Source organism: Noviherbaspirillum sp. (assembly GCF_036846085.1).
In the GTDB taxonomy this organism is placed as follows: domain Bacteria; phylum Pseudomonadota; class Gammaproteobacteria; order Burkholderiales; family Burkholderiaceae_D; genus Noviherbaspirillum.
The window spans coordinates 1-25005 of the sequence record NZ_DAIUCO010000019.1 but is presented as its reverse complement, the minus strand read 5'-3'; the positions used below and the strand labels follow the sequence as shown (position 1 = coordinate 25005).

Here is a 25005-nt window from a genome sequence, read left to right as displayed (position 1 = left end):
CGTTGTGAAGTCAGATGCCGGTAGTCGCCTGAGGTTAAACCGTCATTTGAAACATTGCCATGAAACTAGTCGATTACATCCAATTTAGGCAAGGGCTTCCGTTCTACGACATGGTGACGAGTTTCATGGTGTCTCTTGCAGCTTGTCCGGCAATATTCAACAAGCAAAATCCTATGGGCCTCACGGAAGAACACTACATTGTTGTGGCTGGAGGCATCCTCGAAAGCCGCCATTTTCGGCCATATGATGTCTATCAACTTGCTCAGAATGGCCAGATATCAAGCGAAACATATCTCAAGGCGTGCTGTGGCATGCTCGCAAATACAGCGTATGAATCCGTGAAGAATAAAAATGATCATTCGCCAGAATTTGAGTTCTTCCGACACGTAAGAAATGCCGCGTCCCATCAAAATAAATTTCATTTTGCAATAAGAGAGCCGCTTCGACCAGCGACATGGCATAGCGCAGCAATTGACCACAGCAAAAAAGGAACTTTGAATCCTCTCCATGGAACAGAATGTTTTGGTGGGCTAGTTGGCATGTCTGATCTTATCGATCTGCTTGCGGACATAGAAAAAAATTAGTTTAACGCCTCGCCAGATCCTGGCGATTGACGAAGCAACCTCCTTCGCTGTCTCCTACCTTAGTCGCCATCCAGCACGGCTCAGTAGAACGGTGAGCATTGACAGACATTAAAATGCTTTGATGTCTTTTCGTTAGGTCGCGTCAGACAATGACTGATGAATAGCCGATACCAGCGGCTTGCTACAGCATGCTGGGTTAGAAGTGAGAAATCCAGCCAGGCGATGTCATGCAACCGCAATTACTTGTTGATGGCGAGGTTAAATTAAGGTCTATTTTCAGCACAACGATTCTCAGCGACGGAAGTAGTCCAAGGAATAACGCAGTTCGAAAGCCGGCAAAATGGATGAGATGATATACATGGAGACAAATCCAAAGCCTCGCCTCATGTTACGGACGCGCCGTTGCAACAAGAGTATGTGTCCTGACCCGGCGGCAACCAGGCCGGCTTGACCGGAACGCCCGTCAGCTTCGCACTGTAAGAGTGACATACGCAATCAACCCTGCAAGCATAAGCCAGCAGAGCCATTCGGCCGCGACTGACCATTTCGGCCGTCGCACAATCGCCTGACGTTCAAGCGTGCCCTTGGCGTACATCGCCCACCCATGAGCAGCGACGCCAACCATGAGCGCCGGAATAGCAAAGGGCTGAAGCCAATGCGCAAATAACAAGGAAATTCCCGCTCCCAAGATTCCTGCGCCAACTCCGCCCAGCAAGTCCAGGCGCTTTATTCGGTTTGGATCTCCGCCCATTGCACGTGCACTCCTGATATAAAAAGGAACAGCTGTTAACTATGGCAAAGTGAGGGTCAACTCTTTATCTATCGGTGAATAACAAACGCCAGTCTTTTCGTTGCACCCTTGGTAGTTTGCCGCTAACGTGACGCTCTTCGCGTTTGGAGCCCGTTCCAAGGCGATTTCAGCCTGGACAGGCTTGTCGTACGTTTCCATTTTGCCGAAAGTAGGGTCGATCATTATTTTGCCGGCAGGGAGCTTGACTGATTTGATCCCGACGCCACGTGCGTTTTTCAGCGCAAAACGAATTCTTTCCTTGTAAAGGTAATATCCACTTGCTGGTATCAAGTCAACGACCAACGTCGTGGGACCAGACACGACCACCTTCAGTTTGAATGCCTGATCGGGCTCCAGAAGCTCTTCCTCTTTCGACCCCGAAAAGATCTCGCTGAGCCGCTTTTGTATGCCAGGCCCTGTCGATTGCTGGGCCATGACGGACGGATGAGTCACGAATGCAGCCATCGAAAGCAGGATGCATTTGGATATATGTTTGTTTAACATGGTGCGTTGTAACATCGTGGTTTGATTTCACATGGTCAAGTACAACTCTTGTCGCAACAAGACGTCGCTTCACTTGCCGCTTTTAATATGCCGTTAATCTCGCTCGACAGCCGTACATCGGGTAGCGTGTAGACAGGAGAAAATCCGCCGCCAGGCGTGCGGAAGTTCGTTGTCTGGCCTTGATACAGGCGCGCTGCCGTCCACTGGATTTTGCCTCCATAGGCATAGCAGCGCAGGTCAAATTTAAGCGTTTCGGGACCATCAGGCGTACCCGCCAGCCGTTCTCCGGGCGGCATGATGGCTTGTGCAATGTATTGCCCAGCAAGGATGTCTTGCCAGACGCGTTTGGTGACCTTGTCGCCCCGGTAGGCAGCGCGGCTCCCATAGCCAGTTTTCGGCTTGAAAAAGAGATTGCGACGCTCGCTCCAGATGCGGTCGGCATGAACTGCGTCTACAATTTCCGTATGCAAAATATGTTTGGCAAGAACATCTCGCACCTCTTGCGATGTGCCAAACTTGGTCAAAAGCTCATCATCCCCGAGGAGTGCCATATTGCCCTTGTCTGCATACAGCGCATGTGCTTGAGGGTGGGGTGTCAGTACGACGGCGTTTTCGAGATAGGCTTCCCGCAGCGCCGAACTGCCGGGCGTTTCCAGATAGAAGTCGGTAAGACGGTTGTACACAAGATCGATGGGCGTGTCCCCGTGCATCAGAACGCCTGCAAAGAGCTCCAGCTCCGAAGGATCAGCAATAATGACATGCAAGCCATTACGCTCGAATAAATTCTTGAACAACAGAAACTCCGGATACAGATACTGCTCCTGCGGTGCAGTATCTACGATGGCGATCGTTTTCAGCGGGCGTGAGTGGCCTGAAAGACGCCACTCTGCCAAAAACATTTGCACAATGTGCTGTTCGAATGCCTCGGCTTCGGCAGCTGCCAAAGCCATCCGGTGGTCGTCCAGGCAGCAGGCATGATGAGCGCGCGCCATGACAGCGTTGAGCATGGCACCACCCGCATTCGTATTGATCTCAATGACTCCAATGCTGCTGTCCCCAAGATGAAAGTCATAACCAAAGAAAACGCCACGAGCCCCTCCAGGGTTATGCCGCGCAATCGCCGGTGCGTTAGCCAGAACGTATTCACGGTACTTTGGCAGCGCACTCAAAGCCTCGACTGCGGCAACGACCTCCGCCATTTCCCCTGCCTGACTATCCGATATAAACACAGGTCGTGCCGAGAACAGGTATGGGCAGCGCTCTTCAACCAACGTAACGAGTTCCTTTGAACCCAGCTCTTCTACCAGCGCGTTTTTGAGTGCTGCGGCGTCCAGGCTTACGCAAAAACAGTGGCTGTTGAGTCGTTCACTGATCAATTCGAATTCCTTTCGGTTAGTCGGCGAGCATCATGCGGCAATGAAGACGGCATACTTTTCCGTTCTAGTCCATCGCGAGGCCCTTGTCTCGAATTGCCTGCCCCTCAATAACGTACAGCACCAATGCAATTATCCAAGGCAAAGTAAACGCAAGGAGCAGCCACTTGAAGTCTGAGTCGATCATGAAATTGACAGCCGACATCAATCCGATGGAGGTCAAACCAGAGAGGGTCACGGCAAGTACGGCGTTGGGTGCCCGTGCTTTGAAATTCGTAGTCGCCACATAAGCCGTCAAGACGCCGCAGGCAAGCATGTAGCCGCCCATCACCCAGAATACTCGGGTGAGCCATGTTTTCAGGCCGGGAAGGCTCATTTGAATCTGTGCGAGAGACGCCCCCATGAATCGAGGGTCTTCAGGCAATAAAGGGGGGCGCAAGAAAATGAAATACACGCCAAGTCCCATCAATATAATGCCGCCTAGGATCAGCACGGTGGAAGAGTGCACCCTGTTTCGATTCGGTCGTATGACTATCATGCTGATTGCCTTCGCGAGTCCTGTTCAGACAGTTGAATCGGCTGTTTGCCGAACAGTTGCGAGAAAATCAATTCAGACGCCGTATCACGATTTTCCTGGTAGCTGCGTAACGCCGAAGCGATCGATTCACTTGCGACGCGTTCCGCCTTCAAGAATGAATTTTCCTCGGCAGCTTTCTTGCGCAACTGCTTGACCGCTGCTGCCAGTAACATCGCCGGTATCACCCATGGGTTGAGCATGTCGGAATACATATATCGGCTGACACGCATTGGATGTGCCCATTTCAGTGCTTCTGCGCTCAATGGGTTTGCCATGGCCCGTATCCATGGACTGACGAACGCCTTATAAAGCAGTTCATTTTGCTCAGAAAGACTTTGCGCATTTTCAAACGCTTTTTGCGGATAGTCGAAGCGAATTTGCTCAACTTCCCGCTCTTCGAATCGCACGACGTACTGCGGCTTGTGGCAGTCAGGGTCACCGGTCGGATTGACAATCTTCATCTCGTAAAGGCCAGGCGCTAGCGCTTCCAGCTCGCCAATACTTTCAAGAATTGCGCGATGCTCCAGGCGAGCCACGTTCGCGGAGACAAAGATACCAAGATGCCCCACCTGGTGGTTGAGGAGATAGATGATGCGTTGTCCTGCTCGCTTCAAATCCGCTGACGACGGGTACACAGCCGGTATCCAGTTGAGTGCCTGGTGTGGCGGCGTAATGTTATCCTTGCTCGACGCAAAGATAACCAGTGGGCTGCGAATTCGCTTCAAATCGACGGTGCAGCCATCACACAGCTGCAGCTTGCCTCGTTCAAGCTTGTTGCCGACAAACAGGTTCTCGACAATGGCAAGAATTTCTTCCCGGCTTAAAAAGTAAAAGCCGGTCCACCAGCGTTCGAATTCGAGGAAACGCTCCCGTTCAGTGTCGATATTTGCAAATAGGTGATAATCCTTTTCCCATATCGCATTAGCCGGATTCAAATTCTCGAAATTCTGCACAAGCCAAGCGCCGTCAAACTGGCCATTGCCCATATCGGCCAACAAGTGGGCCATCCACACGCCACCAAGGAGACCGCCTGCAAGGCGCATGGGATTGACGCCGGTCTCTCCCGCCCAATAGGACAACGGTGAGCCGTTGAGGACCACGGGGCCCGTTAGTCCTTCGCAGTCAGCCGCCAACAGCATAGCTGCCCATCCAGCCTGACAATTGCCGTAGATGACGGGAGATTGACCGTCATGCCTTGTCGTGATTTCCTCCACAAATCTGCGAAGCGCCTTCAGAACGTGAATCAGCGTCTGGTTCTTGCAGGGTGACGGGAAGAATATGACAAAATAAGTTTCATGTCCTTCATGAAGCGATAGTCCAACTTCCGAGTCACGTTTGAAACCGCCGATTCCAGGGCCATGCCCGGCGCGCGGGTCCATGATAATGACCGGCGGCTTGGATTGGTCGACACATATCTCGGCGTGTTCGTCGCAACACCGGGTGATGCGTAAAAGCGCGTAATTCGCCGGTGACGCAAACCGGCGCGCATCAAGAATGACTTCGTAGTCAAAATCCAGCAAAGGCGGCATGCCGTTGGCATGGTGAGCGAACATGTTATTGGCCCGTTCACGTAACGTGTCCCAATACAGAACACTACGCTGCCAATAGTCGAGCCCGTACTCAAATGCCGATGCAACGACATTTGCCGGACTTATGAACGGCGCTTGCCCACCCGTTGCCTCTTTGTCTGGTGTCTTGTCAGGTTGACCTTGCATTCTCGGTACGCTGGACACGACCGGCGCGGACAGCCTTGCAGCCCGTTGATCCGCAGGTTTGGTGCCAATGGCCATAGATTTGCCTTTTGAACGATGGATGACTGGCGTTAGGTCATTCCAGTTACGTTATTTTCCTGTGCCCCGCAGACGAAGTGCATTGGTAATGACAGAAACGGAACTTAAACTCATCGCCAGTGCGGCAATCATCGGCGACAGGAGTTGACCCGTGAATGGATAGAGCAGCCCGGCAGCCAATGGAATGCCCAGGGCGTTATAGATGAAAGCGAAGCCCAGGTTCTGGCGCATGTTCCGCACAGTATCCACAGAGAGGTTACGGGCGCGAGCGATGGCACGCAGGTCACCTTTCACTAGGGTCACGTGCGCACTGTTGATGGCCACATCGGTTCCTGTTCCCATCGCAATGCCGACATTGGACTTGGCAAGGGCTGGGGCGTCGTTGATGCCGTCGCCGGCCATTGCGACAATTTTTCCGTCTTTTTGAAGCCGTTCAACAAGCGTCAGCTTGTCCTGTGGCTTTACCTCGCCATACACTTCGTCAATGCCAAGTCTTTTACCAACCGACTTTGCCGTAGTGACCCCGTCGCCAGTCGCCATCACAACCGCCAGGCCGGCATCCCGCAATGTCTGCAGCGCTTCTGGCGTAGTGGCCTTGATCGGGTCGGAGACTGCAAGCAGTCCGACCAGTCGGCTGTCGGCTGCCAGGTACATGACGCTGGCACCCTCGTTACGCAATTCCTCCGCCTGATTAACCAAGCCATGCCAGTCAACCTTCTCGATGTCCATCAGTGCGGTATTGCCTAACGCGATGCGTCTTGAAGCAACAATGCCGCGTACGCCAATCCCGCTGGACGATTCGAAGGTGTCCGGCTTATCGAGCACCAGCCCGCGCTTGCGGGCTTCCTCGACAATGGCATGAGCCAATGGGTGTTCACTTCCCTGGTCGATGCTTGCTGCAATTTGTAAAACGTCTGTGTCATTGAAACCAGGTGCTGCCACGACGCGGTCAAAGGCCGGCTTGCCCTCGGTGAGCGTGCCCGTCTTGTCGACAATTATCGTGTTGACCTTGCGCATTTCCTCGATAGCCGCCGCATCCCTGAACAGGATGCCTTGTGTTGCGGCCCGTCCGGTCGCCGCCATAATCGACATCGGCGTGGCCAGTCCAAGGGCACAAGGGCAGGCAATGATAAGGACCGCGACTGCATTGACGAATCCGTACACCCAGCTCGGCTCGGGTCCGAAAAAGCCCCAGCCGAGCAGCGTCAGGAGCGCAATGCCAACGACGACAACGACAAAATAGCCGGCGACCACATCGGCCAGCCGTTGCATCGGTGCGCGAGACCTTTGAGCATTAGCAACCATTTGCACAATTTGCGAAAGCATCGTTTGCGAACCGACCTTTTCCGCACGCATGACCAGGCTACCGCTTGTATTGATGGTTGCACCAATCAGCTTGTCGCCCGATCTTTTCGTCACCGGTACCGGTTCACCGGTCAGCATGGACTCGTCCAATGCACTTTCGCCTTCCAGCACCACGCCATCGACCGGTACCTTTTCGCCCGGACGTACCCGTAGCGTGTCGCCAAGATGTACATGTGTCAGCGGTACGTCTTCTTCTGTGCTGTCATTATTGATACGACGAGCGGTTTTTGGAGCAAGTCCAAGCAGGGATTTGATGGCGGCAGATGTCTGGGAGCGGGCACGAAGCTCCAGTATTTGACCCAGCAAGGTTAATGAAACAATCACCGCTGCTGCTTCGAAATAAACGCCGATACGCCCATGTACCAAGAACGTTTGAGGAAACAACTGCGGTGCTACTGTGGCAACGACACTGTAACCAAATGCTGCCGCCACGCCGAGTCCGATAAGGGTCCACATGTTGGGGCTGCGGTTCGCGACCGATTGAGCGCCACGAACAAAGAACGGCCAACCCGCCCACAACACAACAGGGGTACTGAGAACGAGCTCAATCCAACTCTGACCGGCAAGGCCGCCAGAAAATATGCGGTGGCCGACCATCGCCAGTACCGTAACGATTACGGTCAGAGGCAACGTCCACCAAAAACGCCGGCGGAAATCGACCAGTTCCGGATTCTCTTCTTCATCCAGGGAAGGCACTATCGGCTCAAGCGTCATGCCACATTTCGGACAATTGCCTGGGGCAGGCTGCCGGATTTCAGGATGCATCGGACAGGTATAGACCGTCCCTTCCGGCGCGGCCTGCACAGGTTGATCCCCGCGTGGTGTGAGATAAGCCTGTGGGTCTTGCCTGAACTTCTCCATGCACTTTGTGCTGCAAAAGTGGTAGGTGGCCCCATCATATTGAAGAGTCTTTTCAGGGCTGGCACTCACGTTCATCCCGCAAACCGGGTCGACAAACGGCTTTTCCGCATCCTGAGTTGCCAAGCGCACCCCGTGCCCCTGATGGTGGTCATGACCATGATGGTTGTGTTCATGATCGTGATGCGGGTGCTTTGCGTTTGTCGTGTTATTCATGGTGACCCTATTGAGCTAGATTCATTGAAGACGCGGTCCGGCGTGCAGACTGTTGAAAGAAGGGAAGAAGGCAGGCGTGCGCTGCCTGTACTGCAGGTATTCATGGCCAAATGCGGCGGCCATATCCTGCTCTTCCCGCTTGGCCAACCTGGCGTACACCAGGACGAGCACCGGGAACATGACAAGTGTGACGAGAGTCGGCCATTGCAACAGGAAACCGAACATGATAAGGACAAAGGCGACATACTGTGGATGCCTGATCCGGGCATATACCCCGCTGGTGGCAAGTGTGTGCTGCGTCTGTGCCAGATACAGCACGCGCCAGGCCGACGATAACAGCAGAAAACCGGCGAAAATCAAGACGTTGCTCGCTATATGAAATGGTCCAAAGTGTGGATTGACTTTCCATCCAAGCAGCACTTCCAACAGATGTCCGGCGTCATGGGACAAAAAGTCAATGCCAGGAAACTGATTTGAAAGCCAGGGCAGCAAAAGATAAATCGTTAGAGGAAAGCCATACATTTCGGTAAATAATGCGACCACAAAAGCGGCGAACGTGCCAAACGAACGCCAGTCGCGCGATGTTTTGGGCTTGGTGAAGCTAAACGCAAAGATGATAAATACCAGTGAATTCAGAATTACCAGTGACCATAGACCGTATGCAGCAGTGGGCTCGTTCATGTATGCGCTCCTGACTGACGGTCAATTTCCTCGTTCTTGTCCGACCGCGCAGCGCTGTGACCTGCATGTCCAGCATGATGGCCATGGCCACCGTGCATGAATAGATGCATCAGCGGGCATGCAAGAATCAGTAAGAATGGCCAGGCCCCAAGCAGGTGAGCGCGATGCTCTGTCCATAAAAAAAACGCAGCAATGAACGCAAAACCAATCCAGACCCATTTCGCACGGGTAAAAATTTTGACTGGCTTACGATGATGTTCACTATGGTCCATGGCAATCTCCAAAATGTTCGCAACCGAGATAAAGCAGCTTTCAAGCGACTGTTATTTGGCTTGACCACCCATGTGTTCCTGCATCATCGTCATTTGCTCATGCATCATGGCCATATGCTTTTTCATCATGTCTGGCGGTATAGACGTCATGTGCTCCTTCATGAGCGTACGCCGTTCATCCGCGTTCTGCGCGTTCACCATCTTTTCGTGCATCTCGCACATGGCATTCTTGTCCGCTCCCATCATCGGCATTGCATTTGACGAGGCATCGGTTTTTTTTGCCGGCACAGCAGCAGGATTGGACGAGTCCGGATGATGCTTCTGGTGCAGTTCGGTTGCACACCCAGATAGTGTGCCCAGAACAAGAATAGAGGGAAGGACTGCGAGAGCGACCGAAAAGCGTTTCATGATGTACTCCAGATTCAATGCGGAAAGGGTGAAGGAGGCATCCGGGCTTAATCCACGATGATTTCTAGCCAAGATTGACATGCATGCTAGAAGGGACAAAGCAAAAATTGATTGACCTATATCAAAATTCTCCGGATGCGTCCTTGATACCTGTATCGACGCATTTACACCGTTTCCTTTGCATGGTTGATCGAATATTTAGGGATCTCAACGACCAACTCGTGACTTCCAGTGACGATGGCTTGACATGCCAACCGTGACTGCGGCTCCAGTCCCCATGCCATATCGAGCAGGTCCTCTTCGTTGTCACCGAGCGGATTCAATTTGTCAAAGCCTTGCCTCACCACGATGTGACAGGTGGAACATGCGCCCACTTTTCCGCACGCATGTTCTATTGGAATGCCATTATCAAGTAGCGCATCACATAAGGTCGAACTGGTGCTCACTTCAAACGTTGCCCCGCTTGGTGAATACTCTGGATGAGGAAGCAGTTTAATTTTCGGCATATTCTGCCCCTGAGGAAAACAGGTAAAGTGGCGGCAACGCTCCATAGACCTTGATCATCGCGGTGTGCTATTGATGACCGGATAGCCAGCCTTGGTGATAGCGGAGGCGATGGCATCCAGTCCCGCGTTCGTATCTACGCGCACGGTCCTTGCCTTCAGGTCCACATCGACTTTCGCATTACTATCTACCGTGTGCACCGATCGCGTAACGCCTTTGACACAGCCGCCGCAGTTCATTCCTTCCACTTGCAGTTCGTACATAATGAAACCTCCTAGTTGATGAGATTTCACTGTAGACCTTCCCATTGCTGGAAGGTCAAGCACTTTTTGTGATACTGGTTTATCGCAGCTGATTCGTGACCGCCGCTGAAATATGCTATTCCAATGCGACGGTGTCTTTCACGGCAAACGGCCTTGTCATCAACGCAGATAACGGCTACTGCCTTGTCGTGACTGCCGCTGTGCCAGTTTGCACATTTGTGCCGGTTGATGGCTGGAAGTCGCACAACGAGAAGTGCTTACACAACATTTTCTGCATATCATTAATTTCCATTACCTGATGGTGCACAATGGCTTCACAGTACCCTTTAAGCTGGTGATGGTCGTGATCGGATTTGACTTGGCAATCAAGGCTCGGGTGAAGGGCACCATAGTGGTGGTTACTGAAAACCTGAAGGAAGGTTTTCTCGAACTGCGCTCCTGCCGGAGCTTGCTCCAGCAATCGGATCTGCTGCTGCCCCTCCGCACGTACCGTAGGTGTATGGGATACGCCATACCACTCGCGCAGGAATTTTTGCGCCTTCACGATTTCTTCGCGTTGCATCCGGTTCGCCATCCGCGCCATCGACTTGATATCTTCCATGCCAGCCTTGGCCTGCGTGGCAGTGGTGTTGGGGGTGGGTGATGTGCCTTCTTCCGGATTGTTAATCGGCGCATCGCGTTGCAGGTCGGTGCCGGCAGCCATTTCAGTCATCCGAAGGGCGGAGTAATGGTGGTCAATAATAAAAGTAAGATAATCGCGTTCAAACTGGGCGGTCTGCCCCCGCCCCGGCCCATCCGCTTGAGCGGGAGCCATGACAAGCGTAGAAAATGCCAGGGCAGTGACCGCGAACCCTTTGGAAAGACGTGGAAGGCCGGCGACCTTAGTAGGACAACCGGATTCTTGTTGCTCTAGGTAAGTCATGATGCAGTTCCTTTATAGTGGATGTCATGAAATGCCTCGTCCTCCTTGAGCGGGTATTGCAGCTATTGAGCCGCTTCTATCGTTGATCCATCAGTTACTGACTCATTGTCCCAATGTCTTCCACATGGCTATCAAGGGTTATGCGTTTCTGAATACATTGCCGTTTGGATGAGATGACATAAAGAAATTCTACATACGGGCAATGTCACCCATTACCTTAAGGGCAGCGTTAGCGCTTCTTTCGCGTTGATCCCTTCGCACCCGGTGATTTCTGGCGGCCATGAAGCACATTCTTGTCGCGCTTGCGTTGCAGGCGCAAATAAATGGAAAAACAGATGATGGCGAACGCCGACAGACCGCCGACCATAACCAAGATGAGCATCATGCTGCTCGGAAGCGGTCCGCCGGAATAGAACAAGGAAACCTCGCTTAAGATATTCGATGCAAAAGTGCGGACCAACCCTCATGCAAAAGACTAATGCATTTCTGTGCGCATGTTGCTCATCGCTTCGCAAGATTGCGCGCACCGTTGGCATGCTTCAGCACAGCGCTGCATGATGCCTTTGCTATGTTCATCGCTATGCATACCCGCCATACGCGTACAGATATCGCCACAAACGTCGCAACTTGTCGCGCAAAGGGCACACGTGTCGAAATGCAGCGGCGAATCGCGGCTCATCAGTCGCGCGTCGAGAAGGCAAATATCGGCGCAATCCCGGCAAGCGGCAATGCATTCCGCCATCCCTGACATGTCCATACGGATGCAGTCAGCTGCGCAGGTTTCGCATGCCTGTGCGCAATCGAAACAGTTTTGAATGCATTCCTGCAGGTGCTGTCGCATCTCTGGACTGGTCTGGCTTTGCGTTTGAGGTGTCATGGTCGATCTCCTGTCATATAGATTTGAACGAATGATTCCCCCTGCGTTGGCTGGACCTGCGATCAATAGCCGGGTCGCTGTTATGAACTCTTGCCGCCCTGTTTTTTCCATTCCTTCTTCCATGCGCTGAACTGGCTTATTTCCTTCTGCTGTTCATCGACAATTTTTTGCGCAATCTGCTTTACTTCCTTGTGCTCGGCTTTGGACAGGGCAGTTTTCGCCATCTGCACAGCACCTTTGTGGTGCTTCGTCATCATGTCGATAAACATCAGATCGAAGGCTTCGCCCTTACTGGCACTGAGCTGCTTCATTTCCTTGTCCATGCCTTTCATGGATTCCTTCATGCCCGGCATCTGCATATTGACGGCATCTCCCTTGCCGGCATACCACTGCTCTTTCCAGGACATCATCTGCTTGACCTCTCTCTGCTGATCGTCGATGATCTTCATGGCCATTTTTTTAAGTTCATCATGGGCGGCGCGTGATTCGACCAGTTGCGCCATGTCGATTGCGCTTTGATGATGTGCGGCCATGGTGTCGAGGAATTGCAAGTCAAATGGTGCCTCACTCGCTTTGGCACTGCCATGCATGGCACTGCTTGCGCCATGGGCAGATGCGCTGCCATGAGAAGCGCCTGGCGCATGGCTCTGGGAGAGCGCGGCAGACGATATAACAAATGCGGCGATAACTACGGTAGTGTTTCTGATTGTGCGCATCAAAGCTCCTGAATTGAATAAACAGAGTTATTTACGCTTGGTTACGTATTCAAGCGTAGGAGTACAGCATCCGCAAAATGTTCACAACTTATTAATTAAATTTGCTAACAATGTGGATGGTGTTTGGTGCGCTTCTTTGATCGCGATTGATAAGGGACGAGTGCGGTCCTGGGACGAATGTTCCCATTGATATGCATATCTACGAGTCCTTCGAAATCGGAGAGATGGACTCGCAGATATGCGTGCAGATCAATCCTTCACGAACTGAATGGCATGATCATGCAATGATGTGGCGACACGACAATTTACTTCTTTGCTTCGATCTGTGTCACTGTGAACTTACCATCGATCTTGTCGGCCATGAAGCTGACTTTATCGCCAGCCTTGACAGTGTCAAGCATTGACTTGTCCTTGACCTGAAACACCATTGTCATTGCCGGCATGTCGAGATTCTTCAGCTCACCATGTTTGATCGTGATCTTCCCGGCATCCTTGTCGACCTTCCTGATTTCACCGTCTGTCATGGCGGTATTGCTGCTGGCGGTAGCGCCTGATGCAGCATTTGACTGTGATGCTGCCACGGTAGACGTTGACATCGACCTCGCTGAACCGGCATGTCCACCTCCGTGGTCGCCTGCAGCCGACGCAATCAATGGCGTAGTGCCCAAGGCCAGTGCTGCTGATAGTACGAGTGAATGAATGCTTGTCATGAACTGCTCCTTGTGTTGTGAACTATCTTTGTCATTACAGGGACGTATACACGTCACCCCTTTTCTCATTTACTTTGCTGCCACCTTGATCTTGCCGATCATGCCCGCTTCAAAATGGCCTGCAACCAGGCAGGCATAGTGGAATTCTCCCGGCTTGGTAAACTGCCAAACCATCTCTTCTTTCTTGCCGGGGCTGACATGCGTCATGTATGGCTCGTCGTGTTCCATACCGGGATTCTTCTTCATCAGTTCACCATGCTCTTTCAGTTCTGCCATCGTCCCAAGAACCATTTCATGCATCATCTTGCCGCTGTTCTTCACCACAAAACGAATCGTTTCGCCTTGCTTGACCGTGATGTCGGAAGGGCCAAAGCGCATCGTATCGTTCATGTCGACGGTAATGGTCCGGGTCACCTTCTTGGGATCGCCTTGTTTGCCGAATGCTTTCTCCTCGGCAGAGATTGTGGTGGCCGTTTTGTCCTTGCTATGGGTGTTGCCGCTATGCGCCGACGCTAGTGGCGCAGCCAGGCCCAGGCTCAGCGCCATGGCTGCGGCAACAAGCGTGTTTGGTGTGAAATGGTGTGTCATACGGTGTCCCTTTAAATTGATTGTTTTCATCGTCCTTCTCCCTTGCTGCTAGTGGTTGCCGTGGCCACCGGTTGGCTTGCGTACCTTCATTTCGACATCCGGTTTATTCACCGGCGTCATCAATTGCCCGCCCGGCGACTTGTTTCGGGTCGGCTCCGGTACTGAACCTGTCCATTCATAGGCCACCGTTCCCGCCGGATGCTTGTACCAGCCGGGATCCTTGTAATCCCCCGGCTTTTGATCCTTACGCACCTTCACGACCGTGAACATGCCGCCCATCTCGACGCCGCCAAACGGTCCCTGGCCACCCATCATCGGCAGGGTGTTGTCCGGGATCGGCATTTCCATTTCACCCATGTCTGCCATGCCACGCTCTCCCATGACCATGTAGTCAGGTACCAGCTGGCTAATCTTCTTGGCCGTGCCACGATGGTCGACACCGATCATGGTCGGCACGTCGTGGCCCATCGCGTTCATCGTGTGATGCGATTTATGGCAGTGGAACGCCCAGTCGCCGAGATCGGTGGCGTCGAATTCGATTGCGCGCATCTGGCCTACACCGACGTCGGCTGTCACTTCTGGCCAGCGCGATTCAGGGCGAGTCCAGCCGCCGTCAGTGCCCGTGACGACGAATTCATGACCATGCAGGTGCATTGGGTGGTTCGTCATCGTCAGGTTGCCGAAGCGGATACGCACGCGGTCGCCCTGGCGCACGTTCATCGAATCGATTCCTGGAAACACCCGGCTATTAAAGGTGAACAGGTTGAAGTCGAGCATGGTGCTGATTCGGGGCGTGGCAGCACCGGGTTCAATGTCGTAATTGCTCAACAAGAAGACGAAATCCCGGTCGACCTTCATGAAGTTTGGATTCTTCGGGTGCGTGACCCAGAAACCCATCATCCCCATCGCCATCTGCACCATTTCATCGGCATGCGGGTGGTACATGAAGGTGCCAGGGCGCTTGGCGACAAATTCATACACAAAGGTTTTGCCTGCAGGGATACCAGGCTGCGTGAGACCAGTAACGCCATCCATGCCGTTTGGCAGGCGCTGGCCATGCCAGTGGATGCTGGTATGTTCGGGCAGCTTGTTGGTGACAAAAATCCGGACGCGGTCACCTTCGACCACCTCGATGGTCGGTCCTGGTGATTGGCCGTTGTAACCCCACAGGTGCGCCTTCATGCCGGGGGCCAGTTCGCGTACTACGGGCTCGGCAACCAGGTGGAATTCCTTGACACCGTTATTCATGCGCCAGGGAAGCGACCAGCCATTGAGCGTGACAACCGGGTTATACGGACGCCCGTTGTTCGGTACCAGCGGGGGTTGCGTGGTGGCGTCGCTCATGAGCGGCGCTTCCGGGAGCGATGCGGCTCCGACCCGGCTGACCATTCCGGCGCTGACAGCCACTGCGCCTGCGCCCATGAAAAAATCTCTACGTGAAACCATGAAATTAATCCTTTCGTTAATGTCCTGCGCCGGCTTCAGCTGCAGCAGTGCCGCTGCTCATCGGCGTTATCGCCCCGCCGCTACCATTGATGGCCGCCTGTAATGCGGTTTCAGCCAGCCAAAAGTCGCGCTGCGCTTCGATAGCCGTATTGACACTGGCAATCTGAGCGCGGGAATCGGCAAGTAATTCGAACACCCCGACCAACATGCCGTTATAGCGAAGCAGTATCTCGTCTGAAATTTTCTTGCGAAGCGGGACAATTTCGTCGCGATAGTGCTTGGCGACGTCGTACGAGGTGCGGTACGACGAGTAGGCTTCCCGTACTTCCGATCGGGCGCGGATGGCCGTGTCAGCAGTACGATTGACGGACTGCATATAGATCGCTTCCGCCCTGGCTCTGTTGGAAGCGCCAAAGTCGAAAATGGGCAGTTCCAGCTCGATTTCATAACCGTTGGCGCGCGGATTACCGGTTTCGCTGACGTTGGCATAGCCAACGTGGAACACGTTGATGAAACCGGTCGCCTTTGACAGCCCAAGCGCGCTTGCGGTCATTTCAGCGTTACGCTTGGACATCTGGACGTCGAGGCGCTGCTGCATTGCTCGATTCTCGATATCACTGATGTCGTTCGGTGCTTTCGGCAGGTCTGGCAAACGCTCCGGCAATTTGATCGCCGTGCCACTGCCCCACAAACCGAGCAGCTTGGTCAATTGTTCACGGGCGGCATTGGCGTTGTGGCGCGAACGCGCGACCTGCGCAATGGCATCGGCATAAAACACTTGTTCGCGGGCCTGGTCGAGCTTGCTCCAGTTGCCCACCTTGGCCATCCTTTGGCCCAACTCTGCGCCGGCTTCCGCTGCCGTTGCCACTTGCTGCATGTACTGTGCGGTCTGTGCCGCTGCGATCGCATTGAAATAGGCGCGGCGTGTTTCCGATGCAAGTCGTACGGCTTCGGTGGCGGCCTGCAGCTTGGCGGTTTCAAAACGGCGTGCCTCGATATTGCTGCGCAGCGGCAGGGTCAACAGGCCAACGAAATCGAAGCCGATGGCGCGCTCAATTTCAATATCCTCACCACCACGGATGCGTGAAAACGCCAGGCTAGGGCCCGCTATGCGGCCGGCACGTACCCGATCAGCTTCAGCCACGCCCAGTTCAGCCAATGACGCTTGCAAGCCCCGGTTGTTCATCAGTGCAATTTGCACTGCACCATCTGCAGTTAAAGGCTTGGCGAGAAGTTCGTTGACGGCCTTTTCAATTTCCGAGCGGTCATTGTCGGTTTTAGCCTGTCGTACCTCCTGGCCGGTACGTTCTTTGGTAAGAGCCGATACCGTGTCAAGTCCGCCGTCTTTCGAAAATGTCGCGCAGCCACTCAAAACAACAGCAGAAAGTGCGAGAACAACTGGCCTGGTACGCCGCAAAATGTGAGGTTGATGGGGCATTCTTATTTTCCTTTGGTCTTATTGTCCATGCCATGATTTCCATGGTTTCCATGGCCGGCGGGCATGGCTTTTTCAGCCGGTGTGGCGGATGCAGCAGCTTCGGCAGGCTTGCTTTCCGCCTTGGCGGAAGGTGCTGGCGCGATGCCTTTGATATGTCCTGCGTGACCGCCAAGCTCCCTCATTTCGTTATTGGCTGCCCGCCAGACCTCGATTGACGGCTCATTTCCTTCTTGCATCTGCTGATAATTGTCGAAGGCAGATTCATATTTCATGGGAGCAGTAGGGCCTGCTGCATCGGCAGGGTTTAATGGACGCGACGGTTCCTGCGCTGCGACAGCGCCATGCGCGGCCGCAAGAGTGGCAATAGCCATCCAACGTACGAGTAACATGATTTCCTTAGATTGATAGGCCGCGTGCGATGAAGCACGCATTGAAGGGGATCCGCGTGATCCGTCAGCGCATTGCTGTTTCGGACCGGGGATAACCGGACGAATCAGGAAAGGGAGTGACGAGGCGGCCGTTCAAGTCCGGCCGGTATGTGGCCAGTGAACGATGGTGGAGGAGACAGAGCCGGAATGAATGTGCCGGTGAAGGAGGGAGACCAGTCCAATTGCGTGGACACAACGGCTGCACCGACGCAACAGGCGGCACAGGCACTGCAAAATGCACTTTTTACGGATGTTGAATTATCAGACGGTGACGCGTCCGCCAGATCTGGCAATGCCAAATCACTGGCTGCGGCTTCATTTTCCGCATGGTGGTGATCCCCATGGGATGCATCATGATGGGTGTGCGCGGCGTTCGTCTCTGCCAGTGTGGCATGGTGATTTGGTCCACAAGACATTTTGGCAGCGGTTGCAATTGCCTGTGCGGGGAGCACAAGCAACAGCATCCATAGCAGTAATGTCTTGATCACGTGTTTCATTTTTTTAGTCTAGCATAGGACGGCGCAAGCAAAAAAGATGGCTCTGCCCAATAGCCAATCTTTCGCAATTCCTCCAGTTTTCAAGCCCGGCTGGCATCGGAATGCACTTAACTCACCTTTTCCATGCGCACAATCGTGAACGCGCCATTGACTTTGTCTGCCGTAAACTCGATGTTATCTCCGGTTTTTACCGTTTCAAGCGTTTTCGGATCGGCCACCCGGAACACCATCGTCATTGCCGGCATATCGAGGTTTGCCAGCGGCCCGTGACTGACGGTAATCTTCCCCTGATCGGCACTGACCTTCTTGACTGTCCCTGTGGACACGGGCTGCGCGGTAGTGGTGGTATCGGTTACCTGCGCGAAGGCTGGCATAGACGACGAAAAAGCAATTGCGGCAGCCGATAGTACAAAAGCAGATACTTTCATTTGATACCCCGATCCAATGATGGTCACAACAATGTGACGATGAAGACGATATTAACCTTTGGCGTCGGACGCGAATCTGACAGTTACATTACAGTTTTGTAATGCAGCCGGCATTTGTTGTAGTGCAAAATTAAATGCAATGTGACTGTTTGAAAGCCTGTGTTATGCGCATTTTGGTGGTGGAAGACGAACAAAAAGCCGGCGACTACCTTCGCAAGGGGCTCACCGAGTCTGGATTCGTCGTCGATTGGGCGCAAACCGGTCCGGACGGCTTGCATATGGCCCAGTCAGAATCCTATGACCTGATTGTTCTCGACGTTATGTTGCCAAAAATGAATGGTTGGCAAATCGTCCAGGAGTTGCGCAAAAACCAGGAAACACCCGTACTGTTCCTGACGGCGCGCGATGAAGTCGAAGACCGGGTTCGCGGGTTGGAACTGGGCGCGGACGATTACCTGGTAAAACCATTTGCATTTGCTGAATTGGTCGTGCGAATCCGCACGCTGCTGCGTAGAGGACCCATCCGCGAAGCCGAGCGGCTGGATGTTGCAGATATGCAGATTGATGTTCTAAAACGTCGGGTAACCCGAAGTGGGCACCGAATTGACCTGACTGCCAAGGAATTTGCGCTTTTGCATCTCCTCGCCAAACGCAAAGGGGAAGTCCTTTCCCGGTCACTCATTGCCTCGCAAGTATGGGATATGAATTTTGATAGCGACACCAATGTAGTGGATGTAGCTGTCAGGCGCTTGCGCGCGAAGATCGATGATCCTTATGCCTCCAAGCTCATTCATACGATTCGCGGCATGGGTTACGTACTGGAGGAACGGCAATGATGATGCGGCAGCCGGCGTCGCTTACCGCACGGCTGGCCATCTTGTTTGCGGTTGCCACGATCATTACATTTGCCGCAGTCGGCAGTTATCTGTACCGTTCGCTGGCGATGCAGCTGGAACACCACGACGACCACGAACTTGCAGGGAAAATTGATCAATTCCGGTACATTTTGATGGAAACTCAAAGTGTCCAGTCGATTCTTCAAGACCAGCATCGTTTCGTTGACGCCGCTGCCGGGCACGACGGTTTAATCGTCCTCCTTCGATCAATATCTGGTCAGATATTGATGCGTAATGACGCCATTATCAGTAATCCGCCCGCCATTCCCATTGTCCCGGTTGACCAAAAGCCTGCTCCAGATGACTTGCATTCCTGGGACTATGCGCCCAACGCCACAGCACGGACTGTTTCAGCGTGGGGGCGTGTTGGAGGATCGGGCGAGAAAGTGCAGATCGTTGTTGCCAGAACCGTGTCGAACAGGATGGCGTTATTGGGCGCTTACCGTCTCAGGGTGCTCGGCGCAATGCTTGCAGGAGCCGCATTGGCCGCAGTGATAGGGTATCTTGTCGTTCGTCGCGCAGTGCGGCCTATCAAAGCAATTGCCCATCAAGCACGCTCCATTACCGCTCAGCGTCTGTCTACCCGGTTGGATGCCCATGCGGTTCCCACTGAACTGCAAACACTTGTTGAATCATTCAACGCGGTGTTGGATCGCCTGCAGGAAAGTTTTCAGCGCTTGTCCCAGTTTTCCGCAGATTTGGCACACGACCTACGAACGCCGCTCTATAACCTGACAATGCAAACGCAAGTTGTATTGTCCAAACAACGTGCGGGTGAAGAATATCAAACGTTATTGCTGTCGAGCCTGGAAGAGTACGAACGACTATCCAGAATGGTCGAAAGCATGCTTTTTCTGGCCCGTGCCGATAATGCACAAGTCGCACTGACAAAAAGTGCGTTAAATGCCCATGACGAGCTTCAACGCATTGCTGAATACTTTGAAGGCATTGCTGATGACGCAGGGGTGTCGTTTACCGTGGAAGCCGACGGTACGGTTACTGCCGACGCTGCATTGTTCAGACGTGCATTGGGCAACCTGGTCGCCAATGCCATTCGCTTTACCGCACCAGGCAAAGCAATCCGCTTAGCTTCAAAGCAGACCGTCAATGGAGCCGTCGTCAGTGTGACCAATCCCGGTACGGGGATCGATGAAGAACACATCCCCAAATTGTTTGACCGATTCTATAGAGCCGATGCAGCGCGCAGTCAGTCAGCTTCCTCTACCGGACTAGGGCTGGCAATCGTTCAATCGATTATGAAGCTGCATGGCGGCACGGCTGAGGTCAACAGTGTACGAGACGGAGAAACGACGTTCCGGCTCTCGTTTCCTGATCAAGCATAGCGCACATCAATTGATTCTTCGCCTGGTGGACGAATTCCTGCACCGGCTGAAAGGGCGAATGAATCAAACAGCGATTGAGCACTGTCAACTAGGGGTTGTAACTTCCGTGGCGTACGGCAGCAACTCATTGCTGCGTATCTGTGCTCACTCGCGCTACGCCATACCGCGTAAATGACGCCATCAGCCAGTCTGATTTAACTTTCTTGTGTTCCAGATCCAGCGATAACAATCATGCGCTTACCAAGCCAGTTGCTGTCAGGCCGGAATCTTATCGTGCAGATGACAAGCAGATGACCAATTTGTAATCCAATCCGAGCGGGCCTTGTTCTATGCTTTTCACATGATGACAATAAGTCATCTAAAAGGAATCAATTCATCAACAAGCAAGGAGCAAGATCATGAAGGCACTAATTGCCGTCGTCGTAACAATGATATTGGCCGGTTGTTCAGGTATGGGATCCCTGGACCGATCCGCGCCTGCAAGCGGCATGCAAGGGGATGCGATGTATCGCGGAGGCGGTAGTGGAAGTAGCGGCAAATGACATGACTATCGAGTCAGAACTGTTTTGATCATGGAGCAGGGAAAAGACCTTGGAGGTTATCGCGTGGTCGGCTGCTCGGCCATGAGCCTACTTGATCAATGCAATTCTCAAAGCGCGGCGCTTGGCGATATATGTCGTGGAGGTGCATAGTCCTGAATCGTCAGGGACGATGACCATGCAAGCCATGGTCATCGTTCGCGTGACAAACTTGTCATGGTCGCGTCAGAGAACTGTTGGCGTTCGTTTTCTACACTGCATTTGTGGATCAGCACTGAAGCAGCGAACCACATTCATCTCAACCACAAAGGAATGCATAATGAAAACGATTAAACAAGTAGCCGTCATTGCGGGTGTTCTGTTTGCCACTGCTACGACTGGTGCGTTCGCCGACGATAAATGGACTGGCAATTTTGGGTCGAACTGGCAAGATCACATCCAGTCAACAAAGTCACGTGCTGAGGTCATTGCCGAACTCAACGAAGCTAGAGCGGCGGGCTTGTTGATTGGTGCGGACAACTCTACCTACCCACGCGATCAAACGATAGCTACCAATCGCGTTCGAAGCGACGCTCGCGAAGACATCGCTGCAAAAGCGATGCAAGATCGAAGCCAAAATTAAAATGGATTGCGCGTACCCATGGCCATGTCAAAAGACATGAGCCTGGGTCCGGTTTTCGGAAGTGACGGCGAGTAGTCCATCTTCTGGCACGATTGCGATCCACTTTAGTTAATGCCCTAGTTACAGAAGCAGGATAGATTGCGGTACAACCCCGCTGATAAAAAGCCGTCTGACGGCTCTTTAAGTCGCTGCTAATTTACAAACTTGATGATGCCTGTCCATAGGGTGGACCGAATTCACAGGAAGCCAAGCGTGATGGCAGCCAACACGACGTAACGCGATGTCTTGCCAATCGTAACCAGAATGAGAAAAACCACAAATGGTTCTCGAAGAATCCCAGCGGCGACGGTAATGGGGTCGCCAATGATCGGTACCCAGCTGAGCAGCAAGGACCATTTGCCATAACGACGATACCAGGCCTGGGCCGATTCCAGCGTTTTCTCCTTGACTGGAAACCAGCGGCGATGTCGGAATCGTTCGACGTACCGTCCCAATAGCCAATTCAAACAAGAGCCTGCAATATTGCCGATGCTGGCAACAAGCACAAGGGACCAGGGAGATTGTTTGCCCGCAAGTAGCAGTCCCACCAACACCGCTTCGGATTGCGCCGGAACGATTGTGGCGGCCGCAATTGCTGCACTCAACAACACGCCGTAAGCGCTCCAGTCTTCCATCACTTTTCTATCGCGTTAAAATTTACGTCGTCGTCGTCGTCGTCGTCGTCGTCGTCGACGACTCGACCTTGCTTTCACAGCAGTGAGCTGCTTTTCTGACCGACTCCAAAGTGTTGGGATCGACATTTACAAGTATTTGTTGATTGCAGATTGAAGACCGCTTAAGTGTTTAAACGTTTAAACGTTTAAACATCTGTTTGGCGCATCACAAATGTATGATCTAGAAAACGGTGTCATTTTGATTCTCCTCATCGGTTACGAACGAGAAGCGGTACTTCAAGAAACTTGGTAATGTCTAGGTTACCAAGGACGATACATGCCACGATTTAATATACACCCGCGTTAGGCGGAGGGGCGAAAAGGTGTTTGTGTGTCAAATGGAGTCTTGATATTCAGAGGAATGACGGTCGGAGTCTTACCTGGAGATTTGGCTATCGCCATGGATGAGCAGGGCAAGAATACTGGAAGCCTCACTCTATCTACCGCGTATAACGTCGTCCCGATCTGGCTAAAAATTGCACATGACAGCTTAAAACAATCAAAGCTGGCCTCCACTGCTATATCCGAGCGATGGAGCGAAGATCCCAGCAACCAGAAGCAGCTATTAATGGGCGAGCTTGCACCATCCATCCAAGTCTACGTCGCATGCGGTATCGCACTGGATGGGTTGTACGAGACCTTGCGGCCCTATGCCAAAATAAGCTTACAAGAAATCGAAGCTTGGAAAAGGAACAAAACCTCCAGAGCAAAGCAAATAGCTGAGTTTTTTCGGCGAACTCATAAAATAAAAAACGATATTTTTGATAATTTTTGTGCTTGCATAGATCAAATAATCAAATATAGAGACAAGGCAGTTCACCCTTCGCTGAAGCTGGAGAACTCCTGCTCACGACCAGACGTTGATGTGGCTGTGGACTGGAAGTTCTCGGCTTACCGGTTCTCCAATGCAGAGCGCTGCTTTACCAATACTGTCAATATCGTTGCATATTTATACGAAAACAAGTCTGTTTCGGCTGAGGTAAACACGAGTTTGTCGAATATCATTGAGGCCTTGGAGGAATTGAAGGTTGTTCAGCGAAACGCTTAACTAATGCGTCAACAGGACTGGTTTATCCAATGACTCTCTAAAACCGCCCTGCACACAAGCGTTATAACAACTAGCTGTTGTTCTCTAATTCCAATGGATTGTTACACCGTATAGCTCAAGTTAAACCCCACAAGATGCCACAGCACAGCCTTCGCTTTGCGGTTCGAGACGACAGCGGGAACATGACCGACCTATGGAAATGTTGGACCAGTACCGGCACCGGGAAGCGTGATGTCTACCTCACGAGCCGGCCGCTTGGATACGCGATGAAACTTAGTCTCCACGGGAGCGGTCAATGGCACGTCGGCTTTGATAGCAATCGGCGTGACCAGCTTTTCTCGCCGGGAGAGCTTCCGGCATCCCGTTTTCTCGGGAAATGGGAACGGCCTGAATCTAGGACCGCACCGGTTGTCCTGGCTGCACGCGTTCACTTCCCGTCAACTTCGCTCAGCACAACACGGCAGGAAGCTCCTGCCAACACGATATGGCTACCGAACGCCCCGAGCGGCTACTCAACTGAAGTCGGCATTTTCCTGATCAACATCATTGGCGAGGTCATCGATTGGCCGGCCAGGAACGAGGGCGCGCACCTTTTGGGCCGACTACCGCTTGAGGGAGGAGGACAGGTGTGTGTGGTCTGGCGTGTCTCATCGACTTGGCCGAACGTGCCAAGTGGTCAAGGCAGCCCCAAGTACTTTCGCGGCAACTCAGACGCTGATCTTGCAGGCGCGAACCGTGCTGTTTTTTGGGGCGAGGAACCAGACGGCTCCATTTCATTCATTGAAGTTCCAGTCGCAGTCCATCGAGCGAGTGCAACTTAACGTGTCGTGAAGTCAGGCACGCTGCTAGGCCTGCGCGTTTCTAGGGTGACCATGCATCTCGCAGACTGATTGCATAATACAGCGCGCCAGTTAGCTCTTCCTTAAGTAAGGAATGTGCAACGCTACGCAGTTCGCCGCAGCCCTGTGCGCAACCACCGCATGGTCTACAGGGCGCGAAGCCGGCCGCCTGCATTAGCAGAGCAGCGCGCGAGGGATGTATATATTATGCGACCTCACTGGTCTGCCTAGAGCCTACGCGGCCCTGACCCTCGCGCCTTTCGGTTATAGATCATATTATTTTCAGCTGTTTCGCAATGCACAGCTCGCCGTCCAGTTCCGGCCGCAGCGCGTCAATTGTCATTTTCAGAAGACGACTGCACCAATCAACGAGACATGAAGCCTGCTGTGCATACGGCTCCTGACAGCCCGATATCAGGACTCCTCTGCACGAAACTCGTCTATGCTCAATACTCGTGTGCACCAAAGCGAGGCGAGCATGGCGACCGATACCGTACCGATTGCCGAGCGCGGCGTAGCCACCCTGTCAGAACAGGCATGGGAGCGTGCTCGCTGCCGCGCGGAGATCATTGGGCCGTTGGCGCAGTCGGAGACGGTCGGGCATGAAGCGGCCGACGCAGCAGCCCAGGCGCTGGGTCTGTCCCGGCGGCAGGTCTACGTCCTGATCCGCCGTGCCCGGCAAGGTTCGGGGCTGGTCACTGATTTGGCTCTTGGACAGTCGAGCGGTGGCAAAGGTAAAGGCCGCTTGCCGGAGTCGGTCGAACGAATCA

At 53.1% G+C, this 25005-nt stretch carries 27 protein-coding genes and 1 pseudogene; 7 read left to right on the top strand and 21 right to left on the bottom strand.

The features are described 5' to 3' along the window. Positions 1 to 59: 59 nt before the first annotated feature. On the top strand, positions 60 to 584 hold the full coding sequence (locus V7080_RS03965; RefSeq protein ID WP_334187103.1) for a hypothetical protein: 525 nt from the start codon (positions 60 to 62) through the stop codon (positions 582 to 584). Between the two features lie 790 nt (positions 585 to 1374). Here V7080_RS03965 and V7080_RS03960 read toward each other — a convergent pair. From V7080_RS03960 to V7080_RS03875, 19 genes are all read right to left on the bottom strand, one after another. After that, entirely contained in the window at positions 1375 to 1893 is a 519-nt protein-coding gene (locus tag V7080_RS03960; RefSeq protein WP_334187102.1) for a protein-disulfide reductase DsbD N-terminal domain-containing protein, read from the bottom strand. 20 nt (positions 1894 to 1913) lie between these two features. Beyond that, complete coding sequence (locus V7080_RS03955; protein WP_334187101.1) at positions 1914 to 3254, bottom strand: hypothetical protein; 1341 nt, start codon at positions 3252 to 3254, stop codon at positions 1914 to 1916. A gap of 64 nt (positions 3255 to 3318) precedes the next feature. After that, positions 3319 to 3759, bottom strand: a complete 441-nt coding sequence (locus V7080_RS03950; RefSeq protein ID WP_334187100.1) for a hypothetical protein — start codon at positions 3757 to 3759, stop codon at positions 3319 to 3321. A 26-nt stretch (positions 3760 to 3785) separates the two neighbouring features. Beyond that, a complete protein-coding gene (locus tag V7080_RS03945; protein WP_334187099.1) occupies positions 3786 to 5618 on the bottom strand; it encodes a DUF3141 domain-containing protein in 1833 nt (610 codons plus the stop codon). A 51-nt stretch (positions 5619 to 5669) separates the two neighbouring features. Next, positions 5670 to 8057, bottom strand: a complete 2388-nt coding sequence (locus V7080_RS03940; RefSeq protein ID WP_334187098.1) for a heavy metal translocating P-type ATPase — start codon at positions 8055 to 8057, stop codon at positions 5670 to 5672. Positions 8058 to 8078: 21 nt separating this feature from the next. Continuing rightward, entirely contained in the window at positions 8079 to 8738 is a 660-nt protein-coding gene (locus tag V7080_RS03935; RefSeq protein WP_334187097.1) for a methyltransferase family protein, read from the bottom strand. Further along, positions 8735 to 9010, bottom strand: coding sequence for a DUF2933 domain-containing protein (locus V7080_RS03930; protein ID WP_334187096.1), 276 nt, complete (start codon positions 9008 to 9010; stop codon positions 8735 to 8737). The genes V7080_RS03935 and V7080_RS03930 overlap by 4 nt, the downstream gene beginning before the upstream one ends. Positions 9011 to 9061: 51 nt before the next feature. Then, on the bottom strand, positions 9062 to 9418 hold the full coding sequence (locus V7080_RS03925) for a hypothetical protein (RefSeq protein WP_334187095.1): 357 nt from the start codon (positions 9416 to 9418) through the stop codon (positions 9062 to 9064). 164 nt (positions 9419 to 9582) lie between these two features. Beyond that, complete coding sequence (fdx, locus tag V7080_RS03920; protein WP_334187094.1) at positions 9583 to 9924, bottom strand: ISC system 2Fe-2S type ferredoxin; 342 nt, start codon at positions 9922 to 9924, stop codon at positions 9583 to 9585. Positions 9925 to 9978: 54 nt separating this feature from the next. Beyond that, entirely contained in the window at positions 9979 to 10185 is a 207-nt protein-coding gene (locus tag V7080_RS03915; RefSeq protein WP_334187093.1) for a heavy-metal-associated domain-containing protein, read from the bottom strand. A gap of 175 nt (positions 10186 to 10360) precedes the next feature. Further along, a complete protein-coding gene (locus V7080_RS03910) occupies positions 10361 to 11107 on the bottom strand; it encodes a DUF305 domain-containing protein (protein WP_334187092.1) in 747 nt (248 codons plus the stop codon). Between the two features lie 229 nt (positions 11108 to 11336). Continuing rightward, positions 11337 to 11489, bottom strand: a complete 153-nt coding sequence (locus tag V7080_RS03905) for a hypothetical protein (protein WP_334187091.1) — start codon at positions 11487 to 11489, stop codon at positions 11337 to 11339. A 93-nt stretch (positions 11490 to 11582) separates the two neighbouring features. Continuing rightward, positions 11583 to 11948 (bottom strand): four-helix bundle copper-binding protein, encoded by a 366-nt coding sequence (locus V7080_RS25360; RefSeq protein ID WP_442947176.1) that lies wholly within the window; start codon positions 11946 to 11948, stop codon positions 11583 to 11585. A gap of 116 nt (positions 11949 to 12064) precedes the next feature. Next, complete coding sequence (locus V7080_RS03900; RefSeq protein WP_334187114.1) at positions 12065 to 12700, bottom strand: DUF305 domain-containing protein; 636 nt, start codon at positions 12698 to 12700, stop codon at positions 12065 to 12067. A 305-nt stretch (positions 12701 to 13005) separates the two neighbouring features. Then, the gene (locus V7080_RS03895) at positions 13006 to 13410 is read right to left on the bottom strand and encodes a copper-binding protein (protein ID WP_334187090.1); all 405 of its coding nucleotides are present in this window, start codon (positions 13408 to 13410) and stop codon (positions 13006 to 13008) included. 69 nt (positions 13411 to 13479) lie between these two features. After that, positions 13480 to 14028: a cupredoxin domain-containing protein gene (locus V7080_RS03890; RefSeq protein WP_334187089.1), complete on the bottom strand. Its 549-nt coding sequence runs from the start codon at positions 14026 to 14028 to the stop codon at positions 13480 to 13482. 18 nt (positions 14029 to 14046) lie between these two features. Further along, positions 14047 to 15444: a multicopper oxidase family protein gene (locus tag V7080_RS03885; RefSeq protein WP_334187088.1), complete on the bottom strand. Its 1398-nt coding sequence runs from the start codon at positions 15442 to 15444 to the stop codon at positions 14047 to 14049. 16 nt (positions 15445 to 15460) lie between these two features. Further along, positions 15461 to 16882 (bottom strand): TolC family protein, encoded by a 1422-nt coding sequence (locus V7080_RS03880; RefSeq protein WP_334187087.1) that lies wholly within the window; start codon positions 16880 to 16882, stop codon positions 15461 to 15463. A 2-nt stretch (positions 16883 to 16884) separates the two neighbouring features. Beyond that, entirely contained in the window at positions 16885 to 17271 is a 387-nt protein-coding gene (locus tag V7080_RS03875; RefSeq protein WP_334187086.1) for a hypothetical protein, read from the bottom strand. Between the two features lie 186 nt (positions 17272 to 17457). On the opposite strand from V7080_RS03875, the gene V7080_RS03870 reads away from it, so the two are divergent. After that, positions 17458 to 17646: a hypothetical protein gene (locus V7080_RS03870; RefSeq protein ID WP_334187085.1), complete on the top strand. Its 189-nt coding sequence runs from the start codon at positions 17458 to 17460 to the stop codon at positions 17644 to 17646. Between the two features lie 268 nt (positions 17647 to 17914). Here V7080_RS03870 and V7080_RS03865 read toward each other — a convergent pair whose 3' ends face one another. Continuing rightward, positions 17915 to 18235, bottom strand: a complete 321-nt coding sequence (locus V7080_RS03865; protein ID WP_334187084.1) for a copper-binding protein — start codon at positions 18233 to 18235, stop codon at positions 17915 to 17917. A gap of 164 nt (positions 18236 to 18399) precedes the next feature. Here V7080_RS03865 and V7080_RS03860 point away from each other — a divergent pair, with 164 nt between their 5' ends. The 3 genes from V7080_RS03860 to V7080_RS03850 all read left to right on the top strand — a co-directional run bounded on the left by V7080_RS03860 (position 18400) and on the right by V7080_RS03850 (position 21635). Further along, the gene (locus V7080_RS03860) at positions 18400 to 19071 is read left to right on the top strand and encodes a heavy metal response regulator transcription factor (RefSeq protein WP_334187083.1); all 672 of its coding nucleotides are present in this window, start codon (positions 18400 to 18402) and stop codon (positions 19069 to 19071) included. Continuing rightward, complete coding sequence (locus V7080_RS03855) at positions 19068 to 20474, top strand: heavy metal sensor histidine kinase (RefSeq protein ID WP_334187082.1); 1407 nt, start codon at positions 19068 to 19070, stop codon at positions 20472 to 20474. The genes V7080_RS03860 and V7080_RS03855 overlap by 4 nt, the downstream gene beginning before the upstream one ends. An 858-nt stretch (positions 20475 to 21332) precedes the next feature. Beyond that, on the top strand, positions 21333 to 21635 hold the full coding sequence (locus V7080_RS03850) for a DUF4148 domain-containing protein (protein WP_334187081.1): 303 nt from the start codon (positions 21333 to 21335) through the stop codon (positions 21633 to 21635). 236 nt (positions 21636 to 21871) lie between these two features. Here the strand turns inward: V7080_RS03850 and V7080_RS03845 are convergent, their stop codons facing one another. Next, entirely contained in the window at positions 21872 to 22309 is a 438-nt protein-coding gene (locus tag V7080_RS03845; protein ID WP_334187080.1) for a YqaA family protein, read from the bottom strand. A gap of 400 nt (positions 22310 to 22709) precedes the next feature. On the opposite strand from V7080_RS03845, the gene V7080_RS03840 reads away from it, so the two are divergent. Then, the gene (locus V7080_RS03840) at positions 22710 to 23396 is read left to right on the top strand and encodes a hypothetical protein (RefSeq protein WP_334187079.1); all 687 of its coding nucleotides are present in this window, start codon (positions 22710 to 22712) and stop codon (positions 23394 to 23396) included. Positions 23397 to 24677: 1281 nt separating this feature from the next. Then, a pseudogene (locus tag V7080_RS03835) lies at positions 24678 to 25005 on the top strand (Mu transposase C-terminal domain-containing protein); the annotation flags it as partial.